Here is a 19,306-nt window from a genome sequence, read left to right on the forward strand (position 1 = left end):
CTCTCAGGCACGATATTTTACGTATTACCATCATCGTCAAGAAAGACAGGGTTTATACAGAAAAAGACTCCTAAACATACAGAAAAGAGGCACTCTTTCTCCTTGAAAAAGAGACACCTCTTATTCTCATAAACTATTGCGCTTTTTTGCGAGGGATATTTACTTTTGGATAATGCGGCACTGTTGCCCATTTTGGAATGTTTTTTTCGATCTTCGTAACAGCCACTGTCATGTCGTCTTCAATCCCATTGTTACCTGATCGAATAACCTCCTCCATAATAAGATCTGCTATTTCTTGCGGGTCTTCCGTGTCGATCTCTCTGATCTTACGTTTGAGCCAAGCATCAATGTTCTCAATATGACGAGGCGCTTCATAGATGCCATCACTCATCATGATTAAAATATCACCTGCTTTTAATTGCTCGTCCACAACATCTACATCGAAATCTTGAATAATACCCATTGGCAGGTTGCTCGCCTCTACCGTTTTAATCTGGTCTCCCCGCTTTATAAAACTCGGTGTTGACCCAATTTTTAAGAACTTGGCAGACGCATCTTGAAGATCGATCATCGCTAGATCCAATGTTGAAAAAATCTCATCTGTTGTGCGCAGCGAAAGTACAGAGTTTACTGACTTAATCGCCACCTCCTCTTCAATTCCAGATTGCAGGATTTTTTGCAGCAGCTGAAGAGTTTCATTGCTTTCAAGGAAAGCACGTTCGCCGTTGCCCATACCATCAGCTATAGCGACTGCAAATTTGCCGGCACCTATTTCAATGGTAGAATGACTATCTCCTGAGAGCCACGCTCCTCCTTTTGCCGCGGATGCAATTCCTGTTTCAACCACATACTCTCTAGCTGAATGAAAAGAAAGATGACAAAAGCCTGTTGCAAATTTTGCGCATTCTTCGTGTGTGACAAGAATGGTTTCTTCTAAAATATCAGAAAGAATCGGAGCGATTAACTTCTCAGCAATTCCTGAACTGTTGCAATACGGGATCGTCATCTCAATATCCACGTTCGAAGCTTCCAAGCTGTAAATATCAACATGCCCAACATCAATCCCTGCCTGAAACAAAGAATCTTTAATCTGGTCTTCCTGCATTTGATGATTCTCCTGCTCACGCTGAATCTCTTTTGCAAAGTCACCCATCACTTGGGAAACACCCATAAGCTGGTCTGCTACTAACCTGCGGCTTTCCTGAACTTGAATCTTTAACTTTTGACTGGCTTTATATTGAGACAATTCCTGTTTCATCAAATCAGTTACTTTTTGGGGCTTTATACAATGCTTTTCCCAATCCCTCTTTAATTTTCGGTCTTTAATATCGCTGTAATCTTCTTGCTCAACCATAATTTTTGTCATTAAGTCATAAGTCGTTGCAAAATTCTGTGCCCAGCATTGTTCCTTTTTGAAGCATGTCTGACATGTTTTTTCCGTAATGTTGCTTAAAAATAAATCTACTTCGCGCGAACTTTCTTCTTCGTTCAATGAAGATCCTACAGATTGAAACGAATGGGATAAGGCTTGAAAAAGACTTGAGAACCTCTCCACCCGGCTCGCGGTAACATCCCGTATTTTCTTCAAATATTGCTGTTGCTGCAAGGAATGCTCTCTCGTTCCAGGGACATATTTCGAAATATTGCTTATTGCTGTCTTTGGCGTTAAGAGAAATAACAGAACAGCAAAGCCTGATTCCATTAAAGTCGATGTGATCGCCTCTCTGCCCTCGCCGTATAAGCCGATTAGAACCGTACCAATGATCAGACCTAAACTAACTCCAAACCGTTTGCCCTCTTTTAAGAGACCACCAAGCAATCCGGAAAACGCCAGCAAGCTCATTTGAGACAGACTCGCCACTTGTGCAAGGCTCAAAATCAGACCTGTCACTACACCTACTGTAGAACCTATAGCTGCACCCCCTACAAAAGCAAACAATAATACTAAGTAACGGGATACGACATGTTCAATGGAAACATCATTGATGCTCCAGCCTATTGTTCCAGTCATCACCGAGGCGAGAAGAATCATCAAACAAACGATTTCTTCATTCTTCAATGATTGAGGTATTTTTTTATAGGTTAATAATGGGATACTTTGAAGAAAAATTAACGTAAGCACGAGACTTAATCCTCCCTCAACGAGAGCAAGCATCGTGTCAACCCGTTCAAGTCCTCCTTCACCAAAAAAGGAAAAAACCGTTCTTGTAATGAGACTTGATCCGAACACTAATAGAGGCAAGCTTTGTATTCTGTTTTTGACAAAGAGATCTGCCCCTTTTTGCAAACAAGCATAAACAAGTAAAGCACTTATAAAGAACAGGGCATTCATCGGCTGATAGGTCATAGCCCCTGCCATTACGGCAAATGCAGCGATGCCTGTCCGCTCTTTTCTTAAGACAAAGACACTTGCTACAAAAGGTAACGCAAATGGAGACATTTCAGCCAAGATCATAGCTCGTCCTAACAAAAAGCCTATTCCAAACAACAGCATTCTCCAATTAAAAATGCTCTGGTTCAAAAGCTGAAGCCACCTCTTACTCGTCTTATAAACAGCTTGCTGACCTTTTTCTACCCACACCATTCCTCTGATCGGTTCGAGTACTTCCTGTTCAACTTTCTGCCACATCCCATACACCACCCGTTTCCAATTTGTGTAACCATTATAAACAGGTTTAGAACAAAGATTTTGTCAAACGAACAGTGTTTGGTTTAAAAACTTCTCGACGGACTTCCCCAATAATGCACGAAAGAAAAGCAAAAGCGGACACCATTCGAACAAAAAAGAATAGAACAGCTAGGAATTAAACGATATATAGAAGAATTTTGAAGAAAAATAATTGGTTTAAGGATATATCTTTCGGGGATTATAAATAATTATTCATTCCGAAGCGCTATCGATTCCATTTCTATAATAAAAAAGAGCGCCCTAGTGGACGCTCTTTCTGAAAAAATTTATGTATGATGTAAATGTCAAAAATAAATGGTAGCGGCGGAGGGAGTCGAACCCACGACCTCACGGGTATGAACCGTACGCTCTAGCCAGCTGAGCTACACCGCCATTTGTAAAAGACACAAGTAGTATATTACAAGAATCCGGCACACCTGTCAACGATTACTTTAAAGTTTTGTCAAAAAAGTTTTTGTGTATCAACAAACAAAAAAGCACCCTATGTATAGGATGCTAGCCATATATAGATGAATGAGCATTAAAAATGCAACAATTATCCTCTTCGGCCGCCGCGGCCACCTCTTTTTGATTCAGTACTACGCTTTAAAGTTGTGAGTCGGTCTTCACTATCCTTAAGGAATTTATTCATCTTATCCTCAAAAGTTAATGCTGTAGGATGGCTGTTTCCGCCTCGATTTGGACCTTTTCTAGATTTGTTAAATCCGCCTCTAGAAGGTGCCGGTCTAGTAGAAGCAACAGTTTCCTTTGCTTTCTTAATAGATAAACCGATCTTTCCATCCTTCTCGATGCTCATAACCTTAACTTCGACTTGGTCACCAACTTTAAGAAATTCGTTGATGTCCTTTACGTAATTATCCGCAACTTCGCTAATATGCACGAGGCCTGTAGTACCCCCTGGCAGCTCAACAAACGCTCCAAAATGAGTAATCCCAGTAACCTTCCCTTGCAACTTGCTGCCTACTTCAATTGACATGCAAAAAATGCTCCTCCTTAAAAAATCTCAAAAGATATCAATACTTATTATACATTTGAAAAAATCTGCGTGTCAATCAACGCTTTATGCTTTATTCTGGAAGTTTAAATATGGTCTCACCGGGCTTTGACATAAAAAAGTCACGTCTGGCGATTTCTCCAATGTATTCTACGTCTTTTAGTTTATTCACTTCATCTTTAAGTTGTGCCTTTTCTTCCAGAAGAGCTTTGTACTCTTCACCAAGCTCTTCCTGTTCCAACTGTTTTTCGTTTAAAAGGGAGAGTTGCTCTGCAATACCCGTAATAATCAAAAAAGCAAAAAAGGAAAATACGATAAAAGCCCCCGTTAAACGCCTATATAATCCGCGTTTACGTTTAGCGACCACCTTTTCATGGCGTTCTTTATTCTGGATGTATTGTGAGTGAATCTCTGTAATTTTTTTTTGGCGCATTTGTTCGTTCTTCCCCTCCTTTACTTCTTATTTCCCTTCCAATTGCTCAATCTATTCTTCACAGACTTCAAAAACCCTGCAACTTTTAAAGATTTATCTTTTAAATTATACCATTTTTGTTTCGGAATGAAACGCCATACAAGTCGTCCAAGCCATTTAAATGGTGCAAGAACAATATTTAATAATATGATAGCGATTCTTTGGACAATTCTTAATACATATAAAAGAATACCCGTAACGATCATGAACAACCATTTGATCGGCATAACGATTAACCCATGAAAAAGGCGAGACAAAAAACCGAACAGAGAAACTACGACTGTTACAAACCATTCCAGAAGCTTTTTGTAAATCGACTCAAATAAAGCTCGATATGCCGCATAACCACAAATTAAGGCGATAAATATATAAAAACGGATTTCAGCATGATTGACGTGGAGCAGCACATAAAATACAAGTAAAGCCTGTACAAGCCAAAAAAGGAGATCATTTAAAAAATGAAACCAGTGCCATTTCCGCTTTTCATGGATAAACCGGCCATACGTGTCTACTGCCATGCCGATCCAAATCCCCATGAAAACCATAGCCAGCATTGTTTGAAACTGAACAGTTAAGGTCATTTGAACAATTTGCCGAAGAAGCCTTGTTTCTTATCCGTACTCTGTTGGTCCAAGTACACGAGGTCGAATACCTTTCCCTCGATATTGACTACTCCAGACTCTACATCAAGGTTCTTCATCTTTAAGTTCATCCCGCGTATCGCTAAAAAGCCCATTGATGTCTCCAGCAGGAATTCCTCATTATCAAAACTTTCCACTTGTTTGACACCCGTGATCTCCAGATTCTTTCTTCCTATCATTCTAACATCATGGGCCGGAGCATTAACTTTTTGATTATATCCGTTTAAATCATATCGTTGGTCCATACATTCCCCTCCTCTATTCCATACATATGTATGAAACAACGAAGGAGAATAGAACAAGCTGTATAGAAAAGCTGAAGCGGCTCGTTTAAAAGCGACAAGCACATAATCGCCTGACAACGGATACGCTTTTTGTATCCTAGGAAGGAGAGAATGTGACTCGAGCTTTTAGCCGCTGAAGCTGGACAATGAAAAGCTGAAATGACCGGTTAGCCCCGACAAGCACTTCACTCTTGACTGAAGACACGCTTTTTGTGTCACAAGGAAAGAGGAAAGTGACCTCGAGGGGCTGGTCATTGAAGCTGGACAATATAAAAAAGCTGAAGCGGCTCGTTTAAAAGCGACAAGCACATAATCTCCTGACAATGGATACGCTTTTTGTATCCTTGGAAGGAGAGAATGTGACTCGAGCTTTTAGCCGCTGAAGCTGGACAATGAAAAGCTGAAATGACCGGTTAGCCCCGACAAGCACTTCACTCTTGACTGAAGACACGCTTTTTGTGTCACAAGGAAAGAGGAAAGTGACCTCGAGGGGCTGGTCATTGAAGCTGGACAATATAAAAAAGCTGAAGCGGCTCGTTTAAAAGCGACAAGCACATAATCTCCTGACAATGGATACGCTATTTGTATCCTTGGAAGGAGAGAATGTGACTCGAGCTTTTAGCCGCTGAAGCTGGACAATATAAAAAAGCTGAAGCGGCTCGTTTAAAAGCGACAAACACATAATCTCCTGACAATGGATACGCTTTTTGTATCCTTGGAAGGAGAGAATGTGACTCGAGCTTTTAGCCGCTGAAGCTGGACAATGAAAAGCTGAAATGACCGGTTAGCCCCGGAAACTTGGCGAGTGGTTGGCGATATTTGTCGATATTTGCAGACTCGTGGATATATCCTCATTTTTTTTGGATTCAGCATAAAAACTCGTGGATTCAGGCCCAAAATTTTTGGATTCACAGGCAAAACTTTAGGATTCAACCTCGGTGGCCCTTCAAAACGGCAATCGCCTACTTGTTTTTGCCTCTTCAGACCAGTCAGATTTGCATGGTGGCTTATCGAAAAATAAAAAAGGTAAAGTTTTGTTCCAAAACTTCTCCTAATCCAATGATAATTTGGCAGAGAGCTTTCCTTTATTAACAAAAAGGAAAAGAACCTGAAGAATTCAGGTTCTTTATTCAGTCGTTTCGATGCGGTTTTCTTCGAGAACGGTGTACATGTTATCCGCGTCCTCTTTTTTGGTCGTATCTTTCAGCTCGTTGATTTTTACTTTTACAAGCTTTTGTCCAAAACGAATCGTAAGCTCGTCTCCTATCTTCACATCAGAAGACGCTTTAGCCTGCAGTCCGTTTATCGAGATACGCCCTTGATCTGAAATCTCCTTCGCCACGGTTCTCCGCTTAATCAGACGGGAGACTTTCAGAAACTTGTCTAAGCGCATGCTTATTTTACTGCTTCTTTCAGCTTGTTGCCTGCTTTAAATGCTGGAACGGTAGCAGCAGGGATTTGAATTTCTTTACCTGTTTGAGGGTTGCGGCCTGTACGGCTAGAACGCTCGCGAGTTTCAAAAGTTCCAAATCCAACAAACTGTACTTTGTCTCCACCTTTTAAAGCGGAAGTGATTTCATCGATTACGCCATTAACGACTGTTTCTACATCTTTTTTCGTAAGACCTGACTTTTCTGAGATATTTGTTACCAATTCATTTTTGTTCATTTTAATTACCTCCTAAAGTTTCTATCAAAGAATTCGCTAGAAACCCTTTATAATTAAGGGTTTCATGATATTTCTCGAGAAAATATTCTCTATTTCTCACTATAATCCTTCTTTGTTGAAAAAAAAATTATTTTGCCTCATTCCAAAAACGGTCCATTTCCTCTAATGTAACGTCTTCAAACGAAAGGTTTTTCTCCTTTAAAGCTGATTCTATATAGCGAAATCGCTTGTAGAACTTTTTGTTCGTGGCATTCAGAGCCTCTTCTGGGTCTATTTTATAAAAACGCGCTAGATTTACAACCGAAAACAAAAGATCCCCAAGTTCTTTTAGCTGTTCTTCGCCTTCTGCATCCTGAAATTCCTTTAGTTCTTCTAAGATCTTATCATAAACGGGTTCTGCTTCTTTCCAATCAAATCCGACCTTTGCCGCTTTTTTCTGAAATAGATAAGCTTTTTGAATAGCAGGTATCCCCTTAGGCACACCGTCCAGGAGAGACTCTCGATCTTCTTTACCTGATTCTTGCGCTTTTATAGCATCCCAATTGGCCACGACTTCATCTGCATCAGCAGCACTTGTATCACCAAATACATGCGGGTGGCGGCGAATCATTTTTTCGGTTAATGTGCTAATCACATCATCCATTGAAAAAAATCCTTCTTCTTCTCCGATCTCGGCATGAAGCAGAACTTGCAGAAGCACATCACCAAGCTCTTCAGCAAGCGCTTCATCATCTTCTTCATCGATCGCGTCTAGCACTTCATATGCTTCTTCGATCAAATATTTTTTTAATGAGACATGCGTTTGTTTCTGATCCCAAGGACATCCCCCAGGACCTCTTAATTTCTCAATAACCTGTTTTAAAAAAGAGAAGTCTCTATACATAAGGGTTTCTTCATGAACGGGAGGGACATATACAGCAGTAAGATTGTTAAGCGTTACCGTCTGGTCCAATTCATAAAGCGGAACCTTGAAAATCGTCTCGTCACTGCTTCCAGCTGCAGTAACGACTGAGACTTCATAATTATCCGGGTATTTCTCCATAAGCGTTAGTTTAACATCCGATGCAATAAAAGCGTCATACACTTGGACGATGACAAGGTGATGACGAATTTGAATTTCTTCTTTCTTTAATGAAGTTCCATCTAGTATTTGACATCCTTCAATCGGATCGATCTTTAAAGCGGTATACATTTCATCAAGAAAGCTCTTTCCGCCTGCTACCGAAACCTCTACACCATGTTCATGTGCCGTATGGAGGAGAATCTGCACAGCCTGTTCAGCGACTAAAGGATGACCAGGAACGGCATACAGTACATCGCCGTATGTATGTGCTGCTTGGAAAAGTGTTTCTGCGATTTCTTTATAGACAGGCTCAAACTGATCATGTTTTTCATAGATATCATCAAATGTAACAAATGCTTTTCCTTGCCTAGAGAGTTCTTCGATCGCCGGATGATGTTTCGTTCTTGCATACACCGTTTGTGCATTCTCTAACATCCGGTAAATACCGAGTGTCATTTGATCTAAGTCTCCTGCACCTAAGCCTATAACTGTGATTTTTTTCATGTAGGTCTCCTTTTTTTCAGGTGGTTCAAGATCTTTTTAACTATACTGACAGAATGATATAAAGTTTCCCATTCCTCTTTGGAAAAAAGTTTTAGTCTGGTCATACTTATCAGATAGGTTACGGCACCAATTATACTTGAGCTGATACTCGTAAACATCGCGACAACCCTGTTATTTTCTTCAAAGAAAACATTTTGGACGGTTGTGACCCATAGCATAACGACCGCTGCCATAATAAATAATGAAATTAGGAATGACACGATACTCCATATTCGTGCACCGGTCAAAAACTGAGTGGCATGCTGCAGCTTTATCATTTGTAATACAGATGCGGTACATGTTGCCAGCACCGTTGAAAGGGCTGCGCCTTCCATACCGTACACCGGTATCAAGTATAGGTTTCCTGCAATCTTAATCAGTACAGCTAGTAATACCGTAAACGCGGTATACCTTCCATGTCCAAGCCCTTGTAAAAGACCTGTAGATGTATAAATAAGAGAAACAAAGACAATGGAAACACACAAAATGGCAAGTGCTAACGAACCATCTTCATTTTTAAAAAGCATAACATTTACTGGCTTCATGATACTAATCAGACCTACAGCTGCAGCTCCTCCAAAAACAAAAGAAATTTTTATAGAAAGCCTCGCTAAGGCTTGAATTTCGGCTTTTTTTCTTTTTTGAACTAATTTAGCCATTTCTGGTACAACGGCCAGTGCAACACTTGCTGCGGCCACCGTACCTAGCTGTATAAGAGGTTGTCCACGGTCAAATATCCCTTTCAAAAGCTTTGCATCATAAGCTTCCATTCCGCTATTCACCCATACGTTTACAAACAGAAAGGCGTCAACGAGCTGAAGTAATGCTAATACGAGTGCACTTAAAGAAAGATAGATACTTGTTTTAAGCAATTCTGCTCCATATAAAAATCTGATTTCAGCCTGAGGGTTGTAAGCTGGAGCTATGCCTTTTTTCCAAAAGAACAAAAGAAATAACCCTGAAGCAACTGCTCCTAGTACAGAACCTGTTAAGGCACCTGCTCCCGTTTCATAGCTGGTATATCCACGAGCAACAAAATAGAAAGAAATCAATAATATGCCAGACACTCTCACGGTCTGTTCAATCAATTGTGAAACAGCTGTCAGCTGCATGTCTCCATAGCCTTGATACGTGCCCCTGAAGAAAGCAGAAAGCGGAATGAACAAAAACAGGACTGAAAGCACCCGTATTGGCAAGCTTAGTTCGTCATCTCCCATCAAGCGTGCGATAAAGGGGGCTGTAAGGAACAGCATCAAAAATGTTACAATGCCTAACAAAAAGGATGTCCAAAAAGAAGTTTTTATAAGATGGTCCTTGTTATTTTTTTCGGAGGCAATCATTTTCGATAATGCCATGGGATATCCGGTAAAAGCAATTGCAGCTGCAATTGCATAAAATGGATAAGCCTGCTGAAATACATAAAAACCGAAATCACCTGTCATATTCTGATAGGGAATTCGGTATATGGCACTCAATAATTTTACGACAAGGGCTGCTGCGGTCAGCAGTAAAGCACCTTCCCACACAGAAGTTTTCTTTGGGTTCATGTGATACCTCAATATTTCTTATGGTGTATCCATCTAATTATTTCCCAGGACGACACATATCGACACACCTATTTCTTTCTCGTTAATTCAACGTATTATACCATACATGAAATCGGGGCTGCCGGATTATATCATCAAAGAGAGACTCTTTTCTAAAAGATTGTAGCTAAGGGGTCATTTTTTATTTTCTTCTTTGACAAGTTGATTGTAGAGCAAGGTGCGAGACTCCTGGGGGAGAAGCGGGGCAGGTGAGACTCCTGATGGTGCTTGCACCAAGGATGCTCACCGCACGCCCCCCGGAAAGCGAGTATCCTGAAACGGAAATCAATAACTTTCAGGAACAACAAAATTTGCGAAAACTACCTAAAAAAAGAAAGAGCAAAAATCGCCCTTTCTTAATGCTCCATCTGTCTGGCTAGAAAACCAGCTGCAGTTTCAGCAAGTTTCTGCTCTAGTTCAGTAAGCTTTTTTCCTTCTTTCCCAATCATGACCACAGCACCGATTGGATCTCCGCCTGCAATAATTGGTGCGATAACATGGGATGTATTTTCTTTAATCCCGTCTATAAGCTCGGCATCCGCGCCATTGGATTCAACTAACGTCTTCCGGTCACTCATGGATGCTTCCACTACTTTGCCTATAGCTTTATTATGGTAGTCTTTCTTGGATCCGCCAGCTACCGCAATGTATGTATCACGGTCAGCAATTAATACAACATGTCCTGTACTGTCAGCAAGGCTTTCCGCGTATTCTTTCGCAAAATCACCTAGCTCGTTAATAGGAGAGTATTTTTTTAAGATAACTTCTCCATCTCTGTCTACAAAAATCTCAAGCGGATCTCCCTCACGAATACGCAATGTTCTGCGGATTTCTTTAGGAATAACAACGCGCCCAAGGTCATCAATGCGTCGAACGATACCAGTCGCTTTCATATAAATAAAGCCCTCTCTTTCGGATGATAGTTCACTGATGTAACAACAAAATGGTCCCTTCTTTTGAAGAATGTTCCATTCTCTAGATTTATTATTTGTTACATCTCTTGTTCTATTCATGATTAAGAGGGGTTAAGGGAAATTTATGGTGAATTTGTTGTCTTTTCTTTCCTAGCATGCTTTATCTCTTTTAGGAAAAGATCAATTTGTTTTAATAGCTCTAAGTCCTTAAGACGTTTACGTCCAATGGTGACTTTCATTAAATTATTTTGCATTCCGAGATTAACATGTCTTCCGATCTTGTTGGCGATCTCAAACATTTTTCCGCCATCAAGTGATGCTGTTGTTTTTTCTTGAAGAAGCATCGTAACCGTATCTTGTTTTTGTTCGATTGATTTAACGCCTTCTCTTTTTGCTCTCAATTTAATGCCGGCAACGAGCAGCAAGCATTCCACTTCAACAGGGTAATCGCCGAACCGGTCTACAAATTCCTCTTCTAGATCCGATATGTCTTTTAGTGCTTTGGCCGCACGAACATGTTTATACATTTCTATCTTTTGTTTCTCATCGGCAATGTAGCTCGTAGGGATGTAAGCATCCACTTCTAGGTTAAGCTCGACTTCTTCCTCCACTTCTTTCGGTTTTGTTCCTTTGCGTTCCTCTATTGCTTCTTCAAGCATTTGAGAGTACAGATCAAAACCTACAGAATCAATAAATCCATGCTGCTGAGCCCCGAGCAGGTTCCCTGCGCCTCGTATAGAAAGGTCTCGCATCGCAATCTTAAAGCCTGAACCAAGCTCTGTAAATTCTTTTATCGCCTGAAGACGTTTTTCCGCAACCTCTGTTAAGACTTTGTCGCGCTGGTACGTAAAATACGCATAAGCTACACGGTTGGAACGCCCAACACGTCCGCGAAGCTGGTAAAGCTGTGATAAGCCCATCTTGTCTGCATCATAGACGATGAGTGTGTTTACGTTTGGAATATCTACCCCGGTTTCAATGATCGTAGTCGAAACCAATACATCATAATTTCCTTCTAAAAATTCAAGCATGACGGTTTCTAGCTCGTTCTCAGACATTTGACCATGTGCATAGGCAACCCGGCAATCTGGGACGAGCATTGAAATTTGCTCAGCCATTCGTTCGATCGAATCCACGCGGTTATATAAGAAATAAACTTGTCCTCCGCGCCCCATCTCCCGCTCAATCGCTTCCCGAACGAGCGATCCGTTATAATCCATCACGTACGTTTGAACAGGGAAACGGTTTTCCGGTGGTGTCTCGATCACTGATAAGTCACGAACGCCAAGCATTGACATATGCAGTGTACGAGGAATAGGAGTGGCTGTTAACGTCAACACATCCACGTTTGATTTTAACGTTTTAATCTTCTCTTTATGCGTGACGCCAAATCGCTGCTCTTCATCGATGATCAGCAGTCCCAGATTTTTATACTGCACATCTTTAGAAAGCAGGCGATGCGTACCGATTGCAATGTCAACAGTTCCAGCTTTTAAACCTTTAATAACTTCATTTTGTTCCTTTTTTGAACGAAAACGGCTTAAGCTCCCGATCGTAATCGGAAACTCCGAGAATCGTTCCCGGAACGTCTCAAAATGCTGTTGGGCGAGTATGGTTGTCGGGACAAGAAAAGCCACTTGTTTTCCATCCATGATTGCTTTAAATGCGGCACGTATGGCCACTTCTGTTTTTCCGTATCCAACATCTCCACAGAGCAGTCTGTCCATTGGACGTATGCTTTCCATGTCTTTTTTAATCTCATCGATCGTACGAAGCTGATCTTCGGTTTCCTGATAAGGAAAACTGCTCTCAAACTCACTTTGTTCAGCACCATCTTCAGCAAATGCGTATCCTCTGCTTGCCTCACGTTCGGCATAAAGCTTTATCAAGTCATCTGCAATATCTTGAACAGAAGATTTAACTTTGTTTTTAACCTTTTTCCAGTCACTTCCGCCCAATGAATAAATCTTCGGTTCTTTACCTTCCGAGCCTACATACTTTTGAACTTGATCGATCTGCTCTACAGGTACATAGAGCTTGTCGTTGCCGGAATATTTGATGTGCAGATAATCTTTATGAACACCTTTAATCTCTAGCGTTTCAATACCTAAATATTTTCCGATCCCATGGTTAACATGAACGACATAGTCGCCTACCTTTAGCTCTGAGTAGCTCTTTATTCGTTCTGCATTTGTCATCCGCTGCTTTCTTGCCGGGCGTTTCGCTTTTTTCGTAAATACTTCCTCTTCTGTTATCACAACTAGCTTTTGTTTGGCCGATTCGAATCCGCTAGCTAGGTCTCCAATCATAATCTGGCTCGTTTTTGGACGAACCTCTTTTTTCTCATCTATTAATCCGGCATCCATCTCGTAATCAGCGAGAACTCTTTCAAGCCGGTTTGCACGTTCTTTATTTAACGCAACAAAAACAATCGCAAAACCAAGCTTTTTCCACCGATCCATCTCACCTTTTAAGACATTCATCTGACCGTGGAAGTTCTGCATGCTCTTGCATTCTACATTCAATATGTTCTGTGGCTGTGTATGCGGGATATGTCTTAAAAACAAAGATAAATAAATAATGGGAAACTTTTTCTTATCGCCAAGGAGCGCATTGGTGTCTGGTGATAACTCCAGGTCTTGTACGAGCTCTCCATGCTCCAGCAATGCCGTTTGCCACTCTGCTTCTTCATTATCAAGCTGCTGACTCGTTTCTTGAATACGTCCGATTTCGTCCATGATAATTAAACAATCTGAAGAAACATACTGCAAAATACTTCCCGGTTTCTCATAAAAAAGCGAAGCGTATTTATACATGCTCTGAAATTTCTGGTGTTCTCGCAAACGTCCTGTTTCATAGCTAATATTTTCAACAAGCAATTCTTTTAGGGAATCATCTTTTATATGCTTTAACGTGGATGCAAGTTTTTCGTCAATTCTATCGGCAGCCTTTTCATAATGCTCCTGAAATAATATGAGTTCCTCAGCCGGAGCAATTGAGATCTCTTGTACTTTATCCTTTGACCGCTGAGTTTCTGCTTCAAAGTAGCGGATAGAATCCACTTCAGTATCAAAAAGCTCAATCCGGACCGGATTTTTTAACGTTAAAGGGTAGATATCAATGATTCCACCCCGAACACTGAATTCACCGGGTGTTTGTACCATTGAAGTTCTTTCATAACCCATTGCTACTAATTTGTTTAATATTCGCTCAGGTTCAATTTCCTCTCCCATGCGGAAAGACAGGCCTGCTTCTCTCCAAGTATCAATGGGAGGCAAGTACCTTCTAAGTCCTGCTATAGGTGTGATGATGACTCCTTTTGAAGCGGCGCTTAAATAGTTTAATGCTTCAATTCGCTGACTTTTAAGCTCTGGACTGGAAATCGCCATCTCCGAAGAAATAAGATCATTGACGGGATACAAATAAACCTCATCTTCAGATAGAAGAGAAGTTAGATCTTCATATAGTTTCTGGGCTTGAAATAAGTTATGTGTGATGACTAATTGTGGCTTTCCTGTGTTTTCATAAAGACTGCTGATAAGCATCGTCCGTGCAGAACCCGAAAGTCCCGCTACAAGCTGTTCTTTTAATCCAGCACGTATGCCATCTACAATGGAGTCAAAATCTTCTCCCTGACTAAAATACTTCTTCAATCCTAACAAAGCGTTCTCCCCCTCTCACGCGCGCTAATCTCGCATTCTATATCGTTGTGAAATAATAAACAGAAAAAGGCTTTGGCCCTAATGAAGTAAGGCCAAAGCAACACCTTATTGAATAAAAGATTTCAGTGTATGAAATTCAGGATAGCGTTCTAATGTGTCCTGACAATCTTCACAAGTGGTCGTTACATCTATATCTCCATTCTCTTTATAGGAGAGTAATTCCTGCCGTTCTTCTGCATTTAACGCTTCAAATCCAAGGCTGGATGCATTTACAGAATGATGATCTATAGTGCCAACATGTGTTTTGCAATGCCTGCACCGGTAATGAATAGCCATGTACGGTCCCCTTTCGGTTAGCATTATACTAACCATTATGAGCGGAACATGTGTAATCTATTCTTTACCCGTTAAACTTATTCATTACTTTATCAAATGAAGTCTCCATAAAGGCTTCACTTGCTTTTACAGCTCTTTCTATACCATGTTCTACATCAATCTGTTCTTCTTTTGAAAAACGGTTAAGTACAAAATCGGGAACAGGCTGACCGTTCGTTGGACGCCCTATGCCGAAACGGATACGTTTAAACTCCTGAGTACCGAGATGAGCGATCATGGATTTTATCCCGTTGTGTCCGCCAGCACTGCCTTTTGTTCGCAGTCTTAACTTTCCGGGTAAAGTATCAAGATCATCATATACCACTAAAATATCTTCAACCGGGATCTGAAAATAATCCATAAAAGGACCTATACATTCACCTGATAAGTTCATATAAGTTAATGGCTTTAAAATGAATATCTTCTCGCCTTCTGCAATTCCTGTTCCGTATAACCCTTTAAATTTCGTTTTCTGCATCGGTATGTTCAGGGATTCGGAAAGCTTATCGATGACTTCAAACCCTATATTATGCCGGGTTCCATCAAATCTAGATCCAGGGTTCCCGAGTCCAATAAACAATTTCACTTTTCGTTCACCTAACCTTCAACTAGTCATACACCCAATTATACATGAATTCTTCTAAACAGAATAAAAACGCAGCACACTGCTGCGTTTTATATTTACTCTATTCGTCTTACTTTTCTTCTTCCTGACTGTCTTGTGTTACAGATTCTGAAGACTCAGGTGCGTCTCCAGCCTCATCCGCTTCTTCTGTTTCCTCGTCCGTCTCTTCATCTTGAATCTTCGGAGGTGTAACACTTGCGATGACTTCATCTTCTTCATGAAGAATCTCGTAATTTTTCCCTGTCGGCAGATCCTTCACTGTTAAAGAATCACCAATTTCCAATGCGTCTACAGAGGCTTCAAGCTGTTCTGGGAAATCAGCAGGTAACGCTTTAACAGAAACTGTAGCGAGTACACGCTGCAAAATACCGCCTTCTTTTACACCTGCAGATTCACCAGTAAGAACAACCGGTACATCGGCTTCTGTTTCTTTATTTAAGTCAATCGCTATAAAATCAATATGTGTAACAGCGTTCTTTAATGGATGAACTTGCATTTCCTGTACCATTACAGAATAATCTTTTCCATCCACTTTTAGTTTAAGGACTCCATTTTTGCCTACTTCTCTGTAAGCTTTAATAAATTCAGGTTCATCCACAGATAGAGCAACAGACTTGGTTCCGTATCCGTATAGGTTTGCAGGAACATGTCCTTTACTTCTTAACTCCGTCAGCATGGAACGTTTGTCCGTATTGCGTTTTTCGACTGTTAGATTCGTTGCCATATATAGAGATCCACCTTTCCTATTTCGAGTCTCTTTAAAGGATTACCCGAAGTGAAAGATTTTAAAACGCGAAGTTAAAAATCTCCTGGCAAAGTTTTTAATCAAACAGTTTTGAAACAGAAAGCTGTTCATGTACGCGAATAATCGCTTCGCCTAACAATGGGGCTACAGAAAGCTGTGTTACTTTATCGATCTTCTTTTCTTCAGGTAGAACGATCGTATTTGTTACAACGAGTTCTTTAATTTGAGAGTTTTGGATGCGATCCATAGCTGGTCCCGAAAGAACAGGATGTGTACAACATGCATAAACTTCTTTAGCGCCGTTTTCAACAAGTGCATTAGCAGCTAGTGTTATTGTTCCTGCTGTGTCAATAATATCGTCGATTAATATCGCTGTCTTCCCTTCAATATTACCTACAATGTTCATCACTTCAGAAACATTCGGACGTGGACGTCGCTTATCGATGATCGCAATTGGCGCCTTTAAACGATCTGCCATTTTACGAGCTCTCGTAACTCCGCCATGATCAGGTGAAACGATTACGATGTCATCGAGATTTTTATTGTCAAAATAATTGGCTAAGATCGGCACGCCTAATAGCTGGTCTACTGGGATATCAAAAAAGCCTTGAATTTGAGTGGCATGTAGATCAATGGCAATAACACGCGTTGCTCCTGCTGTTTCAAGCAAGTTTGCAACGAGTTTAGCTGTAATCGGTTCACGAGCACGCGCTTTACGATCTTGGCGAGCATAACCGTAATAAGGAATAACGACATTAATTGTTTTTGCAGACGCACGCTTCAGTGCATCGATCATGATTAATAGCTCCATTAAATGTTGGTTTACAGGGTCACTCGTAGATTGAATAACATAAACCTCACATCCGCGGATACTTTCTTCTATATTGATTTGAATTTCTCCGTCACTGAATTCTGTTACAGAGCTTTCCCCAAGTTCAATACCAATGTGCTGTGCAATTTCTTTCGACAATTCCTTATTTGAATTTAACGTGAAAACCTTTAACGTAGGATCTACATACGTACTCATTGATGGCTTCATCCTTCCCCACTCTTAATATTTATTGGTTTTGTTTTTCATTAAGTTTTTGAACATAGTTTTCTTTTACCGTTTGACGAGACCTTGCAATAGACAGCGATTCAGCTGGCACATCGTTCGTTATGGTAGAACCAGCAGCGACATAAGCGTTCTTTCCGACTGTAACAGGAGCGATCAAGTTGGAATTGCATCCTATAAATGCCCCATCTTCTACCTTCGTGAGAAATTTATTCTTCCCATCATAATTGACGGTTATGGATCCACAGCCCAGATTTACATCTTTGCCGATTTCAGCATCACCGATATAACTAAGATGAGAGGCTTTGCTTCCCGTACTCATAACGGATTTTTTTACTTCTACAAAGTTCCCAATCTTTACTTTATCCTCAAGCACAGACTTTGGACGAATGTGAGAGAATGGACCAATATTTGTTTCTGTACCTACTTCACTATCGTGAATCACGGATTGGCGAATGGTATTCCCGTTTCCGATCACACTATCTTTTATTTCAGTTTGTGGTCCGATTACATTTTCTTCGCCGATTTTCGTCTTCCCTAAAATAACAGTGCCTGGATAAATAACCGTGTCACTGCCAATTTCAGCATCGTCGGAAATGTACGTTTGTTCAGAATCGATTAGTGTCACACCATTTCTCATGTGGCGCTCATTGATGCGTTTTTTCATGAAGCTCTCAGCTTGAGATAATGCCACACGGTCGTTCACCCCTAATGTCTCATTAAAATCTGGAGTTTGATACGCGGCTACAACCTGCCCTGCGTTTTTCAAAATCTCGATCACGTCAGGCAAGTAGTATTCCCCTTGAACGTTATCGTTGTTTACTTGCTTAAGTGCTTCAAACAACGCTTTATTATCAAAACAATACGTTCCTGTATTTATTTCCTTCACTTTTCGTTGCTCTTCTGTAGCGTCTTTATGCTCAACGTTTCGCTCAACCGTTCCTTCACTATTGCGAATAATACGTCCATAGCCTGTTGGATCTTCCGGTTTTGCAGTAAGAATAGTAGCCTTAGCATCAAGAGAAACATGTTCGGCAATCAGTTTTTCCATTGTTCCAGAAGTAATAAGCGGAGTATCACCACATACTACAAGCGTGATTCCTTCTTTATCTGCTAATACTCTCTCGGCTTGCATAACAGCATGTGCTGTTCCAAGCTGCTCTTCTTGTAGAACATATTCGATATGGTCACCTAACTGGTCTTGAACCTTTTCTGCTCCATGACCGACAACCGCAACCATCTGCTTCATTTGAAGTGAGCTGATCTGGTCAACTACATGTTGAACCATCGGCTTACCGCAAACAGGATGTAATACTTTATATAATCTGGATTTCATCCTTGTTCCCTGACCCGCAGCAAGAATGACCGCATAGCGATTTGTCATAGTGAACCTCCATCCATTTTCCTAATTCTTAATATACCATTACGAATATATCTTAAACGAGTGGTCATTTCAAGAAGTGACGCGGGATTGTCAATGGTTTGATACAAAGTTGAGTAAATTTCAGATGATATCGGGTAAATTTGTGATAAAAATAGGCAATAAAAAAGAACCTAATCATTTTTGACCAGGCTCTTGATTCTTATTAGGATATTAAGAAGCTCCTGCTTCTTCTAAAGCAGACTCCATTTCTCCCATACGGTGATATTCTGTTAATACCGCATTTTGAATCTTTTCTCGAGTACTTGAAGTAATCGGATGTGCGATATCTCGGAACTCCCCATCTGGTGTTCGTTTGCTTGGCATAGCTACGAACATTCCATTATTGCCATCAATTACTCGAATATCATGAATAACAAATTCATGATCGATTGTAATGGAGGCAATCGCTTTCATACGGCCTTCTGTATTTACACGGCGTAATCTTACGTCAGTCACTTCCATTCACAAACACCACCTTTTTCCAATAATAAGAACGTAATACTACAATTCTTCAACATTTTACAAAATCCTTCTTTGAAAAATAAAAATTTTTAAAAAATTTGTTAAC

At 40.6% G+C, this 19,306-nt stretch carries 17 protein-coding genes and 1 tRNA gene; all 18 read right to left on the minus strand.

Translation table 11 applies throughout. The features are described from left to right. Positions 1-133: 133 nt before the first annotated feature. A complete protein-coding gene (gene spoIIE, locus KUV80_RS17905) occupies positions 134-2,629 on the minus strand; it encodes a stage II sporulation protein E (RefSeq protein WP_222464088.1) in 2,496 nt (831 codons plus the stop codon). A gap of 355 nt (positions 2,630-2,984) precedes the next feature. Next, positions 2,985-3,061, minus strand: a tRNA-Met gene (locus KUV80_RS17910). A gap of 163 nt (positions 3,062-3,224) precedes the next feature. After that, on the minus strand, positions 3,225-3,665 hold the full coding sequence (locus KUV80_RS17915; RefSeq protein ID WP_222464089.1) for a S1 domain-containing RNA-binding protein: 441 nt from the start codon (positions 3,663-3,665) through the stop codon (positions 3,225-3,227). Positions 3,666-3,756: 91 nt separating this feature from the next. Continuing rightward, positions 3,757-4,116, minus strand: a complete 360-nt coding sequence (locus KUV80_RS17920; RefSeq protein ID WP_222464090.1) for an FtsB family cell division protein — start codon at positions 4,114-4,116, stop codon at positions 3,757-3,759. A 20-nt stretch (positions 4,117-4,136) separates the two neighbouring features. Continuing rightward, positions 4,137-4,736, minus strand: coding sequence for a spore cortex biosynthesis protein YabQ (yabQ, locus tag KUV80_RS17925; RefSeq protein WP_222464091.1), 600 nt, complete (start codon positions 4,734-4,736; stop codon positions 4,137-4,139). Then, the gene (gene yabP / locus KUV80_RS17930; RefSeq protein WP_222464092.1) at positions 4,733-5,041 is read right to left on the minus strand and encodes a sporulation protein YabP; all 309 of its coding nucleotides are present in this window, start codon (positions 5,039-5,041) and stop codon (positions 4,733-4,735) included. Before yabP ends, yabQ begins: the two co-directional genes overlap by 4 nt. Before the next feature lie 1,165 nt (positions 5,042-6,206). Continuing rightward, entirely contained in the window at positions 6,207-6,473 is a 267-nt protein-coding gene (locus KUV80_RS17935) for an RNA-binding S4 domain-containing protein (protein WP_222464093.1), read from the minus strand. A gap of 2 nt (positions 6,474-6,475) precedes the next feature. Further along, positions 6,476-6,748, minus strand: coding sequence for an HU family DNA-binding protein (locus tag KUV80_RS17940; RefSeq protein ID WP_222464094.1), 273 nt, complete (start codon positions 6,746-6,748; stop codon positions 6,476-6,478). A 127-nt stretch (positions 6,749-6,875) separates the two neighbouring features. Beyond that, positions 6,876-8,315, minus strand: coding sequence for a nucleoside triphosphate pyrophosphohydrolase (gene mazG / locus KUV80_RS17945; RefSeq protein WP_222464095.1), 1,440 nt, complete (start codon positions 8,313-8,315; stop codon positions 6,876-6,878). Beyond that, positions 8,312-9,901, minus strand: coding sequence for a putative polysaccharide biosynthesis protein (locus KUV80_RS17950; protein WP_222464096.1), 1,590 nt, complete (start codon positions 9,899-9,901; stop codon positions 8,312-8,314). The genes mazG and KUV80_RS17950 overlap by 4 nt, the downstream gene beginning before the upstream one ends. A 395-nt stretch (positions 9,902-10,296) precedes the next feature. Then, positions 10,297-10,833 (minus strand): stage V sporulation protein T, encoded by a 537-nt coding sequence (gene spoVT, locus KUV80_RS17955; RefSeq protein ID WP_222464097.1) that lies wholly within the window; start codon positions 10,831-10,833, stop codon positions 10,297-10,299. Between the two features lie 143 nt (positions 10,834-10,976). Then, on the minus strand, positions 10,977-14,516 hold the full coding sequence (mfd, locus tag KUV80_RS17960) for a transcription-repair coupling factor (RefSeq protein WP_222464098.1): 3,540 nt from the start codon (positions 14,514-14,516) through the stop codon (positions 10,977-10,979). A 105-nt stretch (positions 14,517-14,621) separates the two neighbouring features. Beyond that, positions 14,622-14,852 (minus strand): anti-sigma-F factor Fin family protein, encoded by a 231-nt coding sequence (locus KUV80_RS17965; protein ID WP_222464099.1) that lies wholly within the window; start codon positions 14,850-14,852, stop codon positions 14,622-14,624. A gap of 64 nt (positions 14,853-14,916) precedes the next feature. Further along, positions 14,917-15,477 (minus strand): aminoacyl-tRNA hydrolase, encoded by a 561-nt coding sequence (gene pth / locus KUV80_RS17970; protein ID WP_222464100.1) that lies wholly within the window; start codon positions 15,475-15,477, stop codon positions 14,917-14,919. 109 nt (positions 15,478-15,586) lie between these two features. Then, entirely contained in the window at positions 15,587-16,240 is a 654-nt protein-coding gene (locus KUV80_RS17975) for a 50S ribosomal protein L25/general stress protein Ctc (RefSeq protein WP_222464101.1), read from the minus strand. Positions 16,241-16,337: 97 nt separating this feature from the next. Beyond that, positions 16,338-17,288: a ribose-phosphate diphosphokinase gene (locus tag KUV80_RS17980; RefSeq protein ID WP_222464102.1), complete on the minus strand. Its 951-nt coding sequence runs from the start codon at positions 17,286-17,288 to the stop codon at positions 16,338-16,340. Positions 17,289-17,319: 31 nt separating this feature from the next. Beyond that, positions 17,320-18,699 (minus strand): bifunctional UDP-N-acetylglucosamine diphosphorylase/glucosamine-1-phosphate N-acetyltransferase GlmU, encoded by a 1,380-nt coding sequence (glmU, locus tag KUV80_RS17985; RefSeq protein ID WP_222464103.1) that lies wholly within the window; start codon positions 18,697-18,699, stop codon positions 17,320-17,322. 210 nt (positions 18,700-18,909) lie between these two features. Continuing rightward, complete coding sequence (spoVG, locus tag KUV80_RS17990; protein ID WP_066238133.1) at positions 18,910-19,200, minus strand: septation regulator SpoVG; 291 nt, start codon at positions 19,198-19,200, stop codon at positions 18,910-18,912. Between the last annotated feature and the right edge of the window lie 106 nt (positions 19,201-19,306).

Origin of the sequence: Fictibacillus nanhaiensis (genome assembly GCF_019801215.1) — a bacterium.
Classification (GTDB): domain Bacteria; phylum Bacillota; class Bacilli; order Bacillales; family Fictibacillaceae; genus Fictibacillus; species Fictibacillus nanhaiensis_C.